The organism is Citrobacter sp. Igbk 17 (assembly GCF_028069775.1).
In the GTDB taxonomy this organism is placed as follows: Bacteria; Pseudomonadota; Gammaproteobacteria; order Enterobacterales; family Enterobacteriaceae; genus Citrobacter.
On the sequence record NZ_JANEWI010000031.1, the window covers coordinates 1 to 15,664 of the forward strand.

Here is a 15,664-nt window from a genome sequence, read left to right on the forward strand (position 1 = left end):
TGACATTAAATATTCTATTGCAGATATTACTCAAACTTAAAAAGTAGCGAGAGTAATTCTTCCTTGCAGAAATATAATCTGCGATGAAGGTTTTTTGAGAATAAACCTGGTATAGATAATGAAAAAGTTAATCATGATAGCTGTGATGGGCGGGGTTCTGGCGGGTTGTTCTACCGAGGCTTCTCGCATGAATGACTGTGAGAACAAAGGTGTCAGCCGCGACGCATGCTACGTTGCTGAGCAGAATCGTCAGGCTACAATCAATGCTGCAGCGGAAAAACAGGCTATGGAAAATGCACAGAGCCTGTACAGCACAAATGACGGTAATTCCAGTCATCACCATAATCACAATAAATATTAAGGTTTTCCTCATGAAGAAATTAATTATTATCGCTGCGCTGGTGGCATCATCTGTTGCCCCTGCACATGCTATTAGCGAGGCTTATCGTCGTCAGTTACAACATGACCATAAAACCATGGTTAGTGAAGCGAATGCTCCAGTTAACACCAGTACGGTAAAACCCATACATGTGAAGAAACTGGGGGTTGATTTTAAACGTGGCACCGATGGTATCGCCTACATTAATGGTAGCCCGGCAGCAAATGATGAAAATAATGCAGATGCGCAAACCTATAGTGCAGGCTTGATTTCGGTTATTGTGTATAAGAACGGGAAAATAAACGCCATGAAAGAAGGTAAATATGTAGGCCGTTTAAAATAATCTCTGCACAGCTAACAAGTCATCTGTCTAAGCCCGGGAATAAATACTTTTCCCGGGTTTTTTATTGCATCTGATTAACGACGAACCCTCCAAATGAGGATGGTGCAATTTGTGCACCATCACAGGACACATCCCCCATGTTTTGCTTTACTGTGGTGCATGTACTCAGGGGGGAACTATGACAGTAAAACAGGTGATGTTTACCGAGCAGGTTTCGCTTCCTGCGATAGGGCAGGGAACATGGGACATGGGGGAGGATCCCTGCCGTCGTCATGATGAAGTCTCGGCGTTGCAGGCTGGCCTGGATCTGGGGCTGCGTCTGATTGATACGGCTGAAATGTATGCTGATGGTGCAGCAGAAGAAATTGTTGGCGAAGCTTTAGCGGGTCGGCGCGATGGTGCATTTTTGGTTTCAAAAGTTTATCCATGGAATGCTGGTGGCCAGAAAGCGATTGCTGCCTGTGAAGGCAGTCTGCGCCGGCTGAAAACCGACTATCTGGATCTCTATTTGCTGCACTGGACGGGGGACTTTACTTATGAAGAAACCGTCAGCGCCATGGAAAAACTCATCGCACAGGGGAAAATTCGTCGGTGGGGTGTTTCAAATCTCGATTATGACGAGATGCAGGCGCTATGGCAGGTTGCGGGTGGACAGCAATGCGCCACTAACCAGGTGCTATATCATTTAGCGTCGCGCGGCATTGAATATGACTTGCTGCCATGGTGTCAGCAACAGCAGATACCGGTTATGGCCTATAGCCCGTTGGCACAGGCAGGACGGTTGCGCAGTGGTCTGTTCACTCATTCGGTGATTAACGACATTGCACGTGCACATGATGCCAGTGCCGCCCAGATCCTGCTGGCATGGGTCATTCGTCAACCGGGTGTGATCGCGATTCCAAAAGCGGCGAGTGTGGCGCACGTCGAACAGAATGCGGCTGCGTTAGAGATAACGCTTTCTGCTGATGAGTTAAGGTTATTAGATAAGGCCTGGCCTGCTCCAGCAGGCAAAACAGCGCTGGATATGGCCTGATAGCGATGTTTACTTCTCTTATCCGGCCTATGCAATGCGTCGGTAGGCCGGATAAGTCGCCATCAGGCAACAGGCAAAATCTTATCGTTTCGCAACACGAATAGTTTGCGCCAGACGAGAAGGTTTCTCTTCGGTGGTTTTCTGCGGTGCGGTTGCGTACGCTGTTTCTACGCAAACAAACGTTTTGTAGCCATCGTCCGGCATGTCACCCATGCTGACCGACAGCGCCGGACCCGGGTTCCAACCCACAACGTTCAGATGGTGGTGGTGCACGACATCGATATTACGCTTGAGCGAACCATCATGGATGACGCTGCATGCTTCCGGGTTCAGATAAACGCGGTCAGTACGATCCGGGAAGGTCTGGATACCATCGGCCAGCATATCTTCTTTTGCATCGTTCACTTTATCGATCAGGCGGTCGCCAAGACCACTGACTTTCACTGCGGCAATATCACCTACGTTGAAGTAGGTATGCAGTGCGGAGGTAGTTTCAAACTCGCCGTGTGCTTCCAACTCGATTTCACAGGTTGCGCCGACTTTAAAGCGGGCAAGCAGGGTAAAGTCGTGTGGCCAAAGCTGACGCGTTTCAGCGTTGCTTTGCAGCTCAAACGTCAGAACCACGCCGTTGTCATCTTCGTTATGCGCCTTCAGCGTCCAGGGCAGGTTACGCGCGAAGCCGTGAGAAGGCAGACCTTGCTGAGTCGCCGGGCCAAACCACGGCCAACAAATCGGTACGCCACCCCGCAGCGCTACGCCAGTTTTAAACGGTGTGTTATTGCTTAACCAGAGAACTTCGTCCTCGCCGTTTGGTTTCCAGGACAGAAGGTGCGCGCCCTGCAGTGCGAAAGAGGCTTTAACCTGAGGGTGATCGACAACAATAACCTCCAGCTCATCAAGCTGGCGGCGGGAGAGAACAGGGGCAATTTGTTCGACTACCGGAAGTGCAAAAATTTTATTAATCATTACGCAATCCTTTCTTCAGGCAAAAAAAAGAGCGACCTGAGTCGCTCTTACAGATTACTGTCTCATCTCAACTTATTTGGAGATGTGAGCAATCAGATCCAGAACTTTGTTGGAGTAGCCAGTTTCGTTGTCGTACCAGGAAACCAGTTTCACGAAGTTGTCGTTCAGAGCGATACCTGCTTTAGCATCGAACACGGAAGTGCAAACTTCGCCGTTGAAATCGGTAGATACAACGTCGTCTTCGGTGTAACCCAGAACGCCTTTCATCGGGCCTTCGGAAGCAGCTTTGATTGCTTTCTTAATTTCTTCGTAAGAAGCAGCTTTTTCCAGACGAACGGTCAGGTCAACAACAGATACGTTCGGGGTCGGAACGCGGAACGCCATACCAGTCAGTTTGCCATTCAGTTCTGGCAGTACTTTACCTACAGCTTTAGCAGCACCGGTAGAGGACGGGATGATGTTCTGGGATGCGCCGCGGCCGCCGCGCCAGTCTTTGTGAGACGGGCCATCAACGGTTTTCTGAGTAGCGGTGGTCGCGTGAACAGTCGTCATCAGACCTTCGATGATGCCGAAGTTGTCGTTGATAACTTTGGCCAGCGGAGCCAGGCAGTTAGTGGTGCAGGAAGCGTTAGAAACGATGTCCTGGCCTTCGTATTTGTCAAAGTTAGCGCCTTTAACAAACATCGGAGTGTTGTCTTTGGAAGGACCAGTCAGAACAACTTTTTTCGCGCCAGCAGTGATGTGCTTACGAGCGGTTTCATCTGTCAGGAACAGGCCAGTAGCTTCAGCTACTACGTCAACACCAACTTCGTCCCATTTCAGGTTAGCCGGATCACGTTCAGCGGTAACACGGATTTTTTTACCGTTTACGATCAGATGACCGTCTTTCACTTCAACGGTACCGTTGAAACGGCCGTGAGTGGAGTCATATTTCAGCATGTAAGCCATGTAGTCAGCGTCTAACAGGTCGTTGATTGCAACGATCTCGATGTCAGAACGTTCTTGAGCAGCACGGAAAACAATGCGACCGATACGGCCAAAACCGTTGATACCTACTTTGATAGTCATATATTCCACCAGCTATTTGTTAGTGAATAAAAGGTTGCCTGTAAAATTACAAAAACCTTACGCAGCGTCAAGCGGAATCGTGTCAATCATTGCGACAAATCAAACTGCTGCTTAAGCTTTGCGCAACTGACTCGCCTCACTCTTCCTTTGGGCTTGAAACCACATGGGGGCGGCGGCCCGAATTTTAAAGGGCAATCAAGATAAAAACGTGATGTTGATCACGATTCCTGGGCTGCCATTTCGCACGGATCAAGTTTAGAACAAAAGTTCGCACTACGGTGTTAATGTTTTGTTAGAATCTGTCTCGCGATGTGAGTTTAGATAAAGCGAGATGTGAGCAAATGGCTAAGCAACCTTCCCCAGAAGAACTGAAAAAAAATTTGTCCGAAATGCAGTTTTACGTGACACAAAATCATGGGACAGAACCGCCATTTACCGGGCGTTTGCTGCACAATAAGCGTGATGGCATCTACCACTGTCTTATCTGCGATAATCCCTTGTTTCGTTCAGAGACAAAATACGATTCTGGCTGCGGCTGGCCTAGCTTTTACGAGCCGGTGAGCGAAGAGGCTATCCGTTACATAAAAGACACGTCTCATGGCATGCAGCGCATTGAAATCCGCTGTGGAAACTGTGATGCGCATCTCGGGCATGTCTTTCCGGATGGGCCTCAGCCCACAGGCGAGCGCTACTGCGTTAATTCAGCGTCATTGAACTTCACAGACGGCGAAAACGGTGAGCAAACGAAAGGCTGAAGAAACGATTCAGCTAATTATTCTACGGAGAGTGGATTTAACATGAATCTTGATGAGATGATCGACAGCATGACGCCGGAAGTTTATCAGCGCTTATCGACAGCCGTTGAACTGGGAAAATGGCCGGATGGCGTCGCGCTGACCGCAGAACAAAAAGAGAACAGTTTGCAACTGGTGATGTTATGGCAGGCACGTAACAACACGAATGCGCAACACATGACTATCGATACCAACGGTGAGATGGTGATGAAGAGTAAGCAGCAACTAAAAGTGGAGTTTGGCATTACGCCTGAGCCGATTGCGACGTTTAAATCCTGATGATAAATGCCCGGTGAGCGTTTATGCCGGGCATATGCAGTAGGCTACTTTTTGTTCATCATCGCTTTAAGGTCAGCAAACGGATTATATTTCGCTTCGCCGACGGCCTTCTGCGCATCTTCTCCGGCAACCACTGTTGAACCATACTGGTCCGCTTCCGTATATTTGGAATGCTCATGATCGTGGCAGTACAGGCACAACATCTCCCAGTTGCTACCATCTTCCGGGTTGTTAGAGTGGTCGTGATCGATATGGTGTACGGTCAATTCGCGCAGATTTGAGTACACGAACTCGCGGGAACAACGTCCACAGACCCAGGGAAAGAGCTTAAGTGCCTTTTCCCGATAACCGACTTCCAGACGGGCGTAATTTTTAGGGATGAAAGCCATACCAGCTCATGCCTCCAGTAGAAGATGAAAAGCTGCGCCAGAGAATGGCGCAGCGGATTGCGATAATCATAACCTATTGTGGCAAGCGTTGGGATCAGTGTTTGATACCCAACGAATCGGCCAACTGCTTCGCTAACTGGTTTTTATCATCCGCACCATACTCCCAGAACATAGCGCCTCCCAGTCCCTTGCTTTTGATGTAGTCCGCTTTGATGGCAACAGATCGCGGATTTTCGTAGGAGAGGGCGAAAAGTGCTTTTCCGTCGGCAGACTGCACCGACAACCACGGCACTTTTGCTTCATCGTCCCAGTGTTGGGTAAAGCGTTTTTGTGGATCGTTGATGAGCTTCGCCACAATGTCGTTGTACTTCACATAGGTATCTTTGCTCAGATCAACGCCCAGTGATTTGAACAGCGCAATGTGCTGTGGCTCAAAATAGGGCTGAGTGGCTGGATTTTTCTGTGCGTCGGGTTTGCTCCAGTCAATCCCTGGCTCAACGGCGCGTTTAGGCACGCGACCATAGAACCCAATACCCAGGTTCATCTGAGCAGGCTTTAGCCCTGCTGCGAGGTAGTTATTGACGACAAAATCGGCGCTGTACTTATCCGCTTCGGCGACCGTTGGCCACGCTGTCGAATCGTACAGGTTTGAGTTGAAGTACTGAGTACCGTAAGCCATATCGTAGGTCATCAGATTGATGTAATCGAGTAATGGCGCAATGGCTTTGACGTCTACCCAGCTTTTCGGGCTTTCAGCGTTTGCACCGACTGCGATGGTCACCAGTTTTTTATGGCCCACTGCGGCACGTAACTCCTTCAGCAGCGTAGTAAAGTTTGCACGATCGGTCGGTTTACTTTCAACTAACCCCCATGCACCGTTTACCGGATACTCCCAGTCGAGGTCGATACCATCCAGGCCATATTTCGCAATGATGTCTTGCACCGACTGAATAAATATCGCCCGGGATTCTTTTGTGGCCGCAGCGCCTGAGAATCCACGCGCCCCCCAACCACCAACGGAAAGCAGAACTTTAAGATTCGGGTTCTGTTTACGCAATTCCGGGATCTTATGCAGATCAGACTGCACTTTTTCTGAAAGCCAAATTTGATGCAGCTTACTGGCATCTTTTAGCGCGTCATTGGTTTCGTCCTTCTCGTTGTTATAGATCAGGCCAAATGAGTAGTTCAGGTGGGTTATCTGGCGAACATCCAGTTTGTCGATATCGCCGCCAGGACCGGCAGTGACGTCGCCGCCGCCGTTGAAGTAGCCGACAGACATCAATGAGTTAGCGGAAACAACGCTGGCACAGAGCAGGGGTAATGCTGCCAACAAAGGCAAAAGTTTCATCGGAGTTCCTCTTTGACAATTAAAAAAGCAAACACGCCACGGAAATGGCGTGGCGAAAAAAACAGCTCTTGTAGGTTAACAGTTTCATAACAGGAAAAATGCGAAGGGGTTCACGTCACTTTAGCGAAGCGGCTGCCATGTTCCTTTGTTTTTCAGTTCATCGTTGCACTTATTTGTGATCTGAGTTGTGAAATACAGAACTTTATCTGCGTTGTAAAGATTTGATGTTGACCTCAAAAATTATATGGATAAGTATGATGACCACTGATGCAAAACTAAACACAAAGGAAAATTCAATGAAAGCACTGGCAAGATTTGGCAAGGCCTTTGGTGGCTACAAGATGATTGATGTTCCGGAGCCGGTATGCGGTCTGGATGACGTTGTGATTGAAATCAAGGCGGCTGCTATCTGTGGCGCAGACATGAAACACTACAATGTCGACAGTGGGTCCGACCATTTTAATTCGATTCGTGGTCATGAATTCGCTGGGCAAGTTGTACAGGTTGGCGACAAGGTTAAGGACTGGAAGGTGGGGCAGCGAGTGGTGTCTGACAATAGTGGACATGTCTGCGGCGTTTGCCCAGCCTGCGAACAAGGCGATTTTCTGTGTTGTACAGAAAAAGTGAACTTAGGTCTCGACAACAACACATGGGGCGGAGGGTTCTCGAAATATTGCCTGGTGCCGGGGGAAATCCTCAAAATTCACCGCCATGCGCTGTGGGAAATCCCGCAGGGCGTTGATTATGAAGAAGCGGCAGTACTGGACCCCATCTGCAACGCCTACAAATCTATCGCCCAGCAATCTAAATTCCTTCCAGGCCAGGATGTGGTGGTTTTCGGCACCGGTCCATTGGGACTCTTTTCGGTCCAGATGGCGCGCATTATGGGGGCCGTCAATATCGTGATGGTCGGGCTGGAAGAGGACGTCGCCGTACGCTTCCCGATCGCCAAAGAGCTGGGGGCGACTGCGGTTGTCAACGGTTCCACCGAAGATGTGGTCGCGCGCTGCCAGGAAATCTGCGGTAAAGACAATCTGGGGCTGGTCATCGAATGCTCCGGTGCCAATATCGCCCTTAAACAATCGATCGAAATGCTGCGCCCAAATGGTGAAGTCGTTCGCGTTGGCATGGGCTTTAAACCTCTCGATTTCTCCATCAACGACATCACCGCGTGGAACAAAAGCATCATTGGTCATATGGCCTATGACTCCACGTCCTGGCGCAACGCCATCCGCCTGCTGGCCAGCGGCGCGATCAAAGTTAAACCGATGATCACTCACCGTATCGGCCTGTCGCAATGGCGCGAAGGCTTTGACGCCATGGTCGATAAAACCGCGATTAAAGTGATCATGACTTATGACTTTGATGAATAACTCCATTTATTAAAGGAAGGTTCCCGGATGGAACAGATAGCAAAACCGCACTGCGGCGCCAGGCTGGACAGGCTGCCTGACTGCCGCTGGCATTCGTCGATGTTTGCCATGGTCGCCTTTGGATTACTGGTGTGCTGGAGTAATGCCGTCGGCGGGTTAATTCTCGCGCAGTTAAAAGAACTTGGCTGGACCGATAATTCCACCACCGCTACGTTTTCCGCCATTACGACGGCGGGAATGTTTCTCGGCGCGCTTGCCGGGGGAATTATCGGGGATAAAACCGGGCGCAAAAATGCCTTTATCCTGTATGAAGCGATTCATATTATCGCCATGGTCGTGGGGGCGTTTTCGCCAAATATGACCTTCCTTATTGCCTGCCGTTTTGTGATGGGGGTGGGATTAGGTGCGCTGCTGGTGACTCTGTTTGCCGGGTTCACCGAATATATGCCCGGCAGGAATCGCGGTACCTGGTCAAGCCGGGTCTCGTTTATCGGCAACTGGTCTTATCCGCTCTGTTCGCTGATCGCGATGGGATTGACGCCGTTAATCAGCGCCGAATGGAACTGGCGCGTGCAGTTGCTGATCCCGGCCGTACTGTCGCTGGTGGCGACCGTTATTGCCTGGCGCTGGTTCCCTGAGTCGCCCCGTTGGCTGGAATCCCGCGGACGCTACGCTGAAGCTGAAAAGGTGATGCGGGCCATTGAAGAAGGGGTTGTTCAGCAGACCGGCAAGCCGCTGCCGCCTGTGGTAATTGAAGATGATGGCAAAGCCCCGCGCACGGTACCTTATTCGGCCTTATTAACGGGTGTGTTACTGAAGCGCGTTATTTTAGGTTCCTTTGTCCTGATTGCCATGAACGTTGTGCAGTACACCTTAATTAACTGGCTGCCGACCATATTTATGACTCAGGGTATTAACCTGAAAGATTCCATTGTTTTAAATACCATGAGTATGTTCGGTGCGCCGTTTGGAATTTTTATCGCCATGCTGGTGATGGATAAAATTCCCAGAAAGACCATGGGAGTGGGCTTATTAGTATTAATCGCCGTGCTGGGATATATCTACTCGCTGCAAACCAGCATGCTGCTGATTACGCTAATTGGCTTCTTCCTGATTACTTTTGTCTATATGTACGTTTGCTACGCTTCGGCGGTGTATGTACCGGAAATATGGCCGACCGAAGCGAAACTTCGCGGTTCTGGTCTGGCGAATGCGGTAGGGCGTATCAGCGGTATCGCCGCGCCTTATGCGGTCGCGGTATTGCTTAACGGTTATGGCGTAACGGGGGTGTTTGTCCTGCTGGGTGCGGTCTCCATTATTGTCGCTGTCGCCATTGCTACCATCGGAATTGAAACCAAAGGCGTCTCTGTCGAAAGCCTCGGTATTGATGCAGTTACCAGCAAATAATATTGATGGGGAAATAAAATGAAAAATTCAAAAGCGATATTAAAAACGCCGGGCACGATGAAAATTATTGCCGCCGATATCCCGGTACCCAAAGAGCATGAAGTACTGATCAAAATTGAATATGTAGGTATTTGCGGTTCAGATGTTCACGGTTTCGAATCAGGTCCCTTTATTCCGCCAAAAGACCCAAACCAGGAAATTGGCCTCGGACATGAATGTGCCGGTACGGTGGTGGCGGTAGGAAACCGCGTCAGTAAATTTAAACCGGGCGACCGGGTGAACATTGAACCCGGCGTGCCGTGCGGTCACTGCCGCTACTGTCTGGAGGGCAAATACAACATCTGTCCTGATGTCGACTTTATGGCCACGCAGCCTAATTATCGCGGCGCGCTAACCCACTATCTGTGCCATCCGGAGAGCTTCACTTACAAGCTGCCTGATAACATGGACACCATGGAAGGCGCGCTGGTAGAGCCTGCGGCGGTAGGGATGCATGCCGCAATGCTGGCAGACGTTAAACCGGGCAAGAAAATTGTCATTCTGGGGGCGGGCTGTATTGGTTTAATGACCCTGCAAGCCTGTAAATGTTTGGGTGCTACCGACATCGCCGTTGTTGATGTTTTGGAAAAACGTCTGGCCATGGCCGAGCAGCTTGGTGCGACGACGGTGATCAACGGAGCGAAAGAGGACACCGTTGCCCGCTGTCAGCAGTTCTCCGGCGATATGGGGGCTGACATTGTTTTTGAAACTGCCGGCTCGGCGATCACCGTTAAGCAGGCTCCGTACCTGGTGATGCGCGGCGGGAAAATCATGATCGTTGGGACGGTTCCCGGTGATTCGGCGATTAATTTCCTCAAAATTAACCGTGAAGTCTCCATTCAGACCGTTTTTCGCTACGCCAACCGCTATCCGGTCACTATTGAAGCCATTTCCTCCGGGCGTTTCGATGTCAAGTCGATGGTGACACATATTTATGATTATGAAGATGTTCAGCGCGCGTTTGATGAGTCAGTCAACAATAAACGCGAAATTATCAAAGGCGTTATTAAAGTTAACCATTAATTTATTGAAAAGGGAGAAACAACTATGCTGGCAGATATTAAATATTGGGAAAATGATGCCCAGAATAAACATTATGCGATTGCCCACTTTAACGTGTGGAATGCGGAAATGTTAATGGGGGTGATCGATGCGGCGGAAGAGTCTAAATCGCCGGTGATTATTTCATTCGGTACCGGCTTTGTGGGTAATACCTCGTTTGAAGATTTTTCGCATATGATGGTTTCGATGGCGAAAAAAGCCTCGGTGCCGGTTATTACCCATTGGGACCACGGGCGCAGCATGGAAATTATCCATAACGCCTGGACCCACGGCATGAATTCGCTGATGCGCGATGCCTCCGCCTTTGATTTCGAAGAGAATATTCGCCTGACTAAAGAGGCAGTGGATTTCTTCCATCCGTTGGGTATTCCGGTCGAGGCGGAGCTGGGCCACGTGGGGAATGAAACGGTTTATGAAGAAGCGCTGGCGGGCTATCACTATACCGACCCGAGCCAGGCGGCGGAATTTGTCGAGCGTACCGGCTGCGATTCTCTGGCGGTAGCGATTGGTAACCAGCACGGTGTCTATACTTCAGAGCCGAAACTGAATTTCGACGTGGTCAAACGCGTGCGCGAGGCGGTATCCGTTCCGCTGGTGCTGCACGGCGCGTCCGGCATTAGCGATGCGGATATCAAAAAGGCCATTTCATTAGGTATTTCGAAAATCAATATTCATACCGAACTGTGCCAGGCGGCAATGGCGGCGGTGCAGGAGAACCAGAATCAGCCGTTCCTGCACGTTGAGCGTGAAGTTCGCAAAGCGGTAAAAGAGCGCGCGCTGGAGAAAATTAAACTGTTTGGTTCTGACGGTAAAGCGGAATGACAATATGGATAATATCGAGGTTATTTGTATCGGGGCGGCTATTGTTGATATTCCCTTGCAGCCAGTAAGTAAAAATATCTTTGATGTAGATTCTTATCCTTTAGAACGTATTGCGATGACGACGGGAGGCGATGCGATTAATGAAGCGACGATTATTTCTCGTCTCGGACATCGTACTGCATTAATAAGCCGGGTCGGTGACGATGCTGCGGGACATTTTATTGTCGACCATTGTCGTCGGGAGAATATTGATATTCAGAGCCTGAAACAGGATGCGGATATTGATACTTCTATTAACGTGGGTTTAGTCACCGCCGATGGTGAGCGCACCTTTGTCACCAACCGCAACGGCAGCCTGTGGAAACTGAATATTAACGATGTTGATTTTGACCGTTTCTCGCAGGCAAAGCTGCTGTCGCTGGCGAGTATTTTTAACAGTCCGCTGCTTGATGGTCAGGCGTTAACGGCCATTTTCACGCAGGCGAAAGCGCATAAGCTCATTATCTGCGCGGATATGATTAAACCGCGGCTGAATGAAACGCTGGACGATATCCGTGAAGCGCTGAGCTACGTGGATTATCTGTTTCCCAATTTTGAGGAGGCAAAACTGCTCACCGGGAAAGAGACGCTGGATGAAATAGCCGATAGTTTTCTGGGCTGCGGCGTGAAAACGGTAGTCATTAAGACCGGCAAGAGAGGCTGTTTTATCAAAAGTGTCGATATGAAAATGGAGGTCCCGGCGGTGTCAGGAATTACCGCCATCGACACCATCGGCGCAGGGGATAACTTTGCTTCAGGATTTATCTCCGCGCTGCTTGAAGGCAAACCGCTTCGCGACTGCGCGCTGTTTGCTAACGCCACGGCGGCGATATCGGTACTGAGCGTGGGCGCGACGACCGGCGTGAAGAACAGAAAGCTGGTGAAACAACTTCTCGATGAATACGAAGGGTAATAACGGCAGATGAAAATGATTCCTTTAGGCAGTACGGATATTACGCTTTCCCGCATGGGATTAGGGACATGGGCCATTGGCGGCGGCCCGGCATGGAACGGCGATCTCGACCTGCAGATTTGCATTGACACCATTGTTGAAGCACACCGCTGCGGTATTAATCTCATTGATACCGCGCCTGGCTACAACTTTGGCAACAGCGAAGTGATTGTCGGGCAGGCGCTGAAAAAGCTGCCGCGCAGCGAGATCGTTGTTGAAACCAAATGCGGCATCGTCTGGGAGAGAACAGGCAGCCTGTTCAACAAAGTAGGCGATCGTCAACTGTATAAAAACCTCACGCCTGAGTCGATTCGCGAAGAGGTGGACGCCAGTCTGCAAAGATTGGGCATCGATAGCGTTGATATTTATATGACCCACTGGCAGTCGGTTGAGCCCTGTTTTACGCCGATTGCGGAAACCGTTAATACGCTAAACGCCCTAAAGAAAGAAGGGAAAATTCGGTCTATCGGCGCCGCCAACGTGGATGCCGGGCATGTCAGGGAGTACATCAAGTATGGCGAGCTGGATATCGTGCAGGCCAAGTACAGCATTCTTGATCGCGCGCTGGAAACTGAACTGCTGCCGTTATGCCAGCAGAATGGCATTGTTGTGCAGGTTTATTCCCCACTCGAGCAGGGGCTCCTGACCGGGACTATTGATCGAGATTATGTCCCTAGCGGTGCGCGGGCCAACAAAGTCTGGTTCCAACGGGACAATATGCTGCGGGTGATTGACATGCTTGAGCAATGGCAGCCACTGTGCGAGAAATACCGCTGCACAATCCCCGCGCTGGCCTTGGCATGGATTTTAAAGCAAAGCGATTTAATTACCTTACTGAGCGGCGCAACCGCGCCTGAACAGGTTCGCGAGAATGTCGAGGCGTTGACCATTCCTCTGACAGATGATGATTCATTATTGATGAGGCAAATGGCAGAGGCGTTGGATAGCAAATAAGCCAGCAGATAGGATTGACCTCTGTTTCTGTGTAAAAGAGTATTGAAATCTGTGATTCAGACATGTTCTTTTGAAAATAAACATAGCCTGTGAGATACTAGGGTCTTATTATTACTTTGCAGGAAACAGAGGTGTCATCGTGGCGGCAAAAGACAGGATTCAGGCCATTAAGCAAATGGTGGCTAATGATAAGAAAGTGGCGGTATCTAATTTAAGTTCAATCTTTCAGGTAACTGAGGAAACGATTCGCCGCGATCTTGAAAAACTGGAAGATGAAGGTTTTCTGACCCGAACATATGGCGGTGCAGTGCTCAATACTACCGCGTTGTCCGACAATATTCATTTTTATAAGCGTGCAAAATCTTTCTTCGAAGAGAAGCAGATCATTGCCCGTAATGCGTTACCGTTTATTAAAAATAAGACCACGATGGCTGCCGACTCCAGCAGTACTGCGATGGAATTATTAAAGCTATTGAAGGAAAGAAACGATCTGACGTTGCTGACGAACTCAGCGGAAGCGTTTCATGAATTAGCGCAATCTGAGATTAATGTGGTTTCGACTGGGGGAGAGTTAAATAAGAATACACTGTCACTTCAGGGCCGTATCACCAAAGAGATTATCAGCCGCTATCACGTTGATATCATGGTGATGAGCTGCAAAGGGCTGGACATTACAAGCGGTGCGCTTGATTCAAACGAAGCAGAAGCTGAGATCAAAAAAACAATGATTCGTCAGGCGGCAGAGGTCGCTCTGTTAGTCGATCACTCAAAGTTTGATCGTAAAGCATTTGTCCAGTTAGTGGATCTTAGCCATATTAATTACATTATAACAGATAAAGCACCGGGTGCTGAGTGGGTTGAATTTTGCAAGAAAAATAATATCCAGCTTGTGTACTAATGCAGGGCTAAGTAGTCGATATTTTTTAGATTGCATCCGGTTAATGCCAAATAAAAATGATGATGGTAAATGCGACAGATTTACACTGTCGCCTATTGCCATAACAAGTTTATTATATTTTGCTGCATTTGAGGCACCCAGATGGAACAATATGAACATATCGGCGCAAGGCTGGATCGCTTACCTTTTTCAAAGTTTCACTTTCGTATTTTTGGTATTATCAGCTTTGGTTTGTTGCTGACGGGCTTTCTGAGTTATTCCGGTAATGTGGTATTAGCTAAACTGGTTAGTAATGGCTGGTCGAATAACTACCTTAATGCGGCATTTACTTCAGCGCTAATGTTTGGTTATTTTATTGGCTCATTGAGCGGTGGGTTTATCGGCGATTATCTTGGGCGGCGGCAAGCGTTTCGGATGAATTTGCTGATAGTCGGTATTTCTGCAACTGCCGCCTCTTTTGTTCCCAATATGTATTGGTTAATCTTCTTCCGTGGGCTTATGGGGGTAGGAATGGGGGCGCTGATTATGGTGGGTTATGCCTCCTTTACTGAGTTTATTCCCCCGGTGGTACGCGGTAAATGGTCTGCTCGTTTGTCTTTTGTCGGCAACTGGTCACCCATGCTGTCTGCGGCTGTCGGTGTTGTCGTCATCGCCTGTTTCAGCTGGCGAGTGATGTTTTTTCTTGGTGGTGTGGGAATGCTGTTGGCCTGGTATCTGTCAGGAAAATACCTTATTGAGTCTCCCCGGTGGCTGGCAGGCAAAGGTCTGCAAGAAAAGGCGGAAAAGCATATCCTGGATGTAGAACAACAGGTCGAGAAAGAAAAAAAGATCATCTTGCCGCCATGTCCAAATCCTCGAGAAAAAACGGGGTTAAGCACGGTAAATGATTCGTTTTGGTTGTTATTCAAGGGGCAAATGTTACGCCGGACGCTGGTGGCGATCACAGTACTGATCGCGATGAACATCTCGCTGTATACTATTACCGTCTGGATCCCGACAATTTTCGTTAACACCGGTTTTGATGTGACGAAATCTATTTTCATGACCTCGATTATTATGATTGGGGCACCGGTAGGCATTTATATTGCCGCATTAATTATTGACCGCTTCCCACGACGGTTATTTGGCTCAACGCTGCTGATTATTATTGCTATCCTGGGATATTTTTATTCGATTCAAACACAGGAATGGGCGATTTTAAGCTATGGCCTGGTGATGATCTTTTTTTTGTATATGTATGTCTGTTTTGCTTCTGCGGTGTATGTCCCGGAACTTTGGCCAACCCATCTTCGATTGCGAGGTTCCGGTTTTGTGAATGCCGTGGGGAGAATTGTCGCTGTATTTACACCGTACGGGGTTGCTGTATTACTCACTCAGTATGGCGCGGTCACCGTGTTTATTGTGCTCGGCGCTATGCTGGTGGTGTGCTCACTGATCCTGTTTTGTTTTGGTATTGAAACCCGCAGGGTTTCGCTGGAGCAGATATCGAGCCTGGGGTGAGTTTTGCCTGACAGTACGC

17 protein-coding genes are annotated in these 15,664 nt (G+C 49.1%); 13 read left to right on the forward strand and 4 right to left on the reverse strand.

What is annotated here, in order from left to right:
- Window positions 1-118: 118 nt before the first annotated feature.
- The 3 genes from NNO08_RS17135 to NNO08_RS17145 all read left to right on the forward strand — a co-directional run bounded on the left by NNO08_RS17135 (window position 119) and on the right by NNO08_RS17145 (window position 1,755).
- On the forward strand, window positions 119-361 hold the full coding sequence (locus NNO08_RS17135; RefSeq protein ID WP_271441154.1) for a hypothetical protein: 243 nt from the start codon (window positions 119-121) through the stop codon (window positions 359-361).
- Between the two features lie 10 nt (window positions 362-371).
- Window positions 372-722 (forward strand): hypothetical protein, encoded by a 351-nt coding sequence (locus NNO08_RS17140; RefSeq protein ID WP_271457164.1) that lies wholly within the window; start codon window positions 372-374, stop codon window positions 720-722.
- Between the two features lie 178 nt (window positions 723-900).
- Window positions 901-1,755 carry an aldo/keto reductase gene (locus NNO08_RS17145; RefSeq protein ID WP_271457165.1) on the forward strand — a complete coding sequence of 285 codons (855 nt, stop codon included), beginning with the start codon at window positions 901-903 and terminating at the stop codon, window positions 1,753-1,755.
- Window positions 1,756-1,836: 81 nt separating this feature from the next.
- On the opposite strand, the gene NNO08_RS17150 is transcribed toward NNO08_RS17145, so the two are convergent.
- Both NNO08_RS17150 and gapA read right to left on the reverse strand, forming a co-directional pair.
- Window positions 1,837-2,721: a D-hexose-6-phosphate mutarotase gene (locus NNO08_RS17150; protein ID WP_271457166.1), complete on the reverse strand. Its 885-nt coding sequence runs from the start codon at window positions 2,719-2,721 to the stop codon at window positions 1,837-1,839.
- 72 nt (window positions 2,722-2,793) lie between these two features.
- On the reverse strand, window positions 2,794-3,789 hold the full coding sequence (gene gapA / locus NNO08_RS17155) for a glyceraldehyde-3-phosphate dehydrogenase (protein WP_003030697.1): 996 nt from the start codon (window positions 3,787-3,789) through the stop codon (window positions 2,794-2,796).
- 341 nt (window positions 3,790-4,130) lie between these two features.
- Between gapA and msrB the strand changes: the two genes are divergently transcribed.
- Together msrB and NNO08_RS17165 are read left to right on the forward strand one after the other, a co-directional pair.
- Complete coding sequence (gene msrB, locus NNO08_RS17160; protein WP_040233651.1) at window positions 4,131-4,544, forward strand: peptide-methionine (R)-S-oxide reductase MsrB; 414 nt, start codon at window positions 4,131-4,133, stop codon at window positions 4,542-4,544.
- Window positions 4,545-4,586: 42 nt separating this feature from the next.
- Window positions 4,587-4,862, forward strand: a complete 276-nt coding sequence (locus NNO08_RS17165; protein ID WP_271441150.1) for a YeaC family protein — start codon at window positions 4,587-4,589, stop codon at window positions 4,860-4,862.
- Window positions 4,863-4,906: 44 nt separating this feature from the next.
- On the opposite strand, the gene yajD is transcribed toward NNO08_RS17165, so the two are convergent.
- The gene (yajD, locus tag NNO08_RS17170; RefSeq protein WP_003832478.1) at window positions 4,907-5,251 is read right to left on the reverse strand and encodes an HNH nuclease YajD; all 345 of its coding nucleotides are present in this window, start codon (window positions 5,249-5,251) and stop codon (window positions 4,907-4,909) included.
- A gap of 94 nt (window positions 5,252-5,345) precedes the next feature.
- Complete coding sequence (locus NNO08_RS17175; protein ID WP_271457167.1) at window positions 5,346-6,599, reverse strand: glycoside hydrolase family 18 protein; 1,254 nt, start codon at window positions 6,597-6,599, stop codon at window positions 5,346-5,348.
- Between the two features lie 296 nt (window positions 6,600-6,895).
- Here NNO08_RS17175 and NNO08_RS17180 point away from each other — a divergent pair, with 296 nt between their 5' ends.
- The 8 genes from NNO08_RS17180 (at window position 6,896) to NNO08_RS17215 (ending at window position 15,645) form a co-directional block, all read left to right on the forward strand.
- Window positions 6,896-7,972, forward strand: a complete 1,077-nt coding sequence (locus NNO08_RS17180) for a zinc-binding dehydrogenase (protein WP_271457168.1) — start codon at window positions 6,896-6,898, stop codon at window positions 7,970-7,972.
- A 27-nt stretch (window positions 7,973-7,999) separates the two neighbouring features.
- Window positions 8,000-9,379 carry an MFS transporter gene (locus NNO08_RS17185; protein WP_271457169.1) on the forward strand — a complete coding sequence of 460 codons (1,380 nt, stop codon included), beginning with the start codon at window positions 8,000-8,002 and terminating at the stop codon, window positions 9,377-9,379.
- An 18-nt stretch (window positions 9,380-9,397) separates the two neighbouring features.
- Window positions 9,398-10,441, forward strand: coding sequence for an NAD(P)-dependent alcohol dehydrogenase (locus tag NNO08_RS17190; RefSeq protein WP_003832485.1), 1,044 nt, complete (start codon window positions 9,398-9,400; stop codon window positions 10,439-10,441).
- A 24-nt stretch (window positions 10,442-10,465) separates the two neighbouring features.
- Window positions 10,466-11,302 carry a ketose-bisphosphate aldolase gene (locus NNO08_RS17195; RefSeq protein ID WP_079938513.1) on the forward strand — a complete coding sequence of 279 codons (837 nt, stop codon included), beginning with the start codon at window positions 10,466-10,468 and terminating at the stop codon, window positions 11,300-11,302.
- Between the two features lie 4 nt (window positions 11,303-11,306).
- Window positions 11,307-12,254, forward strand: coding sequence for a carbohydrate kinase family protein (locus NNO08_RS17200; RefSeq protein WP_139537905.1), 948 nt, complete (start codon window positions 11,307-11,309; stop codon window positions 12,252-12,254).
- 9 nt (window positions 12,255-12,263) lie between these two features.
- The gene (gene ydjG, locus NNO08_RS17205) at window positions 12,264-13,247 is read left to right on the forward strand and encodes an NADH-dependent methylglyoxal reductase (RefSeq protein ID WP_271457170.1); all 984 of its coding nucleotides are present in this window, start codon (window positions 12,264-12,266) and stop codon (window positions 13,245-13,247) included.
- 139 nt (window positions 13,248-13,386) lie between these two features.
- Window positions 13,387-14,145, forward strand: coding sequence for a DeoR/GlpR family DNA-binding transcription regulator (locus NNO08_RS17210; RefSeq protein ID WP_137383429.1), 759 nt, complete (start codon window positions 13,387-13,389; stop codon window positions 14,143-14,145).
- A gap of 141 nt (window positions 14,146-14,286) precedes the next feature.
- Window positions 14,287-15,645: an MFS transporter gene (locus NNO08_RS17215; RefSeq protein WP_137383428.1), complete on the forward strand. Its 1,359-nt coding sequence runs from the start codon at window positions 14,287-14,289 to the stop codon at window positions 15,643-15,645.
- Window positions 15,646-15,664 lie beyond the last annotated feature (19 nt).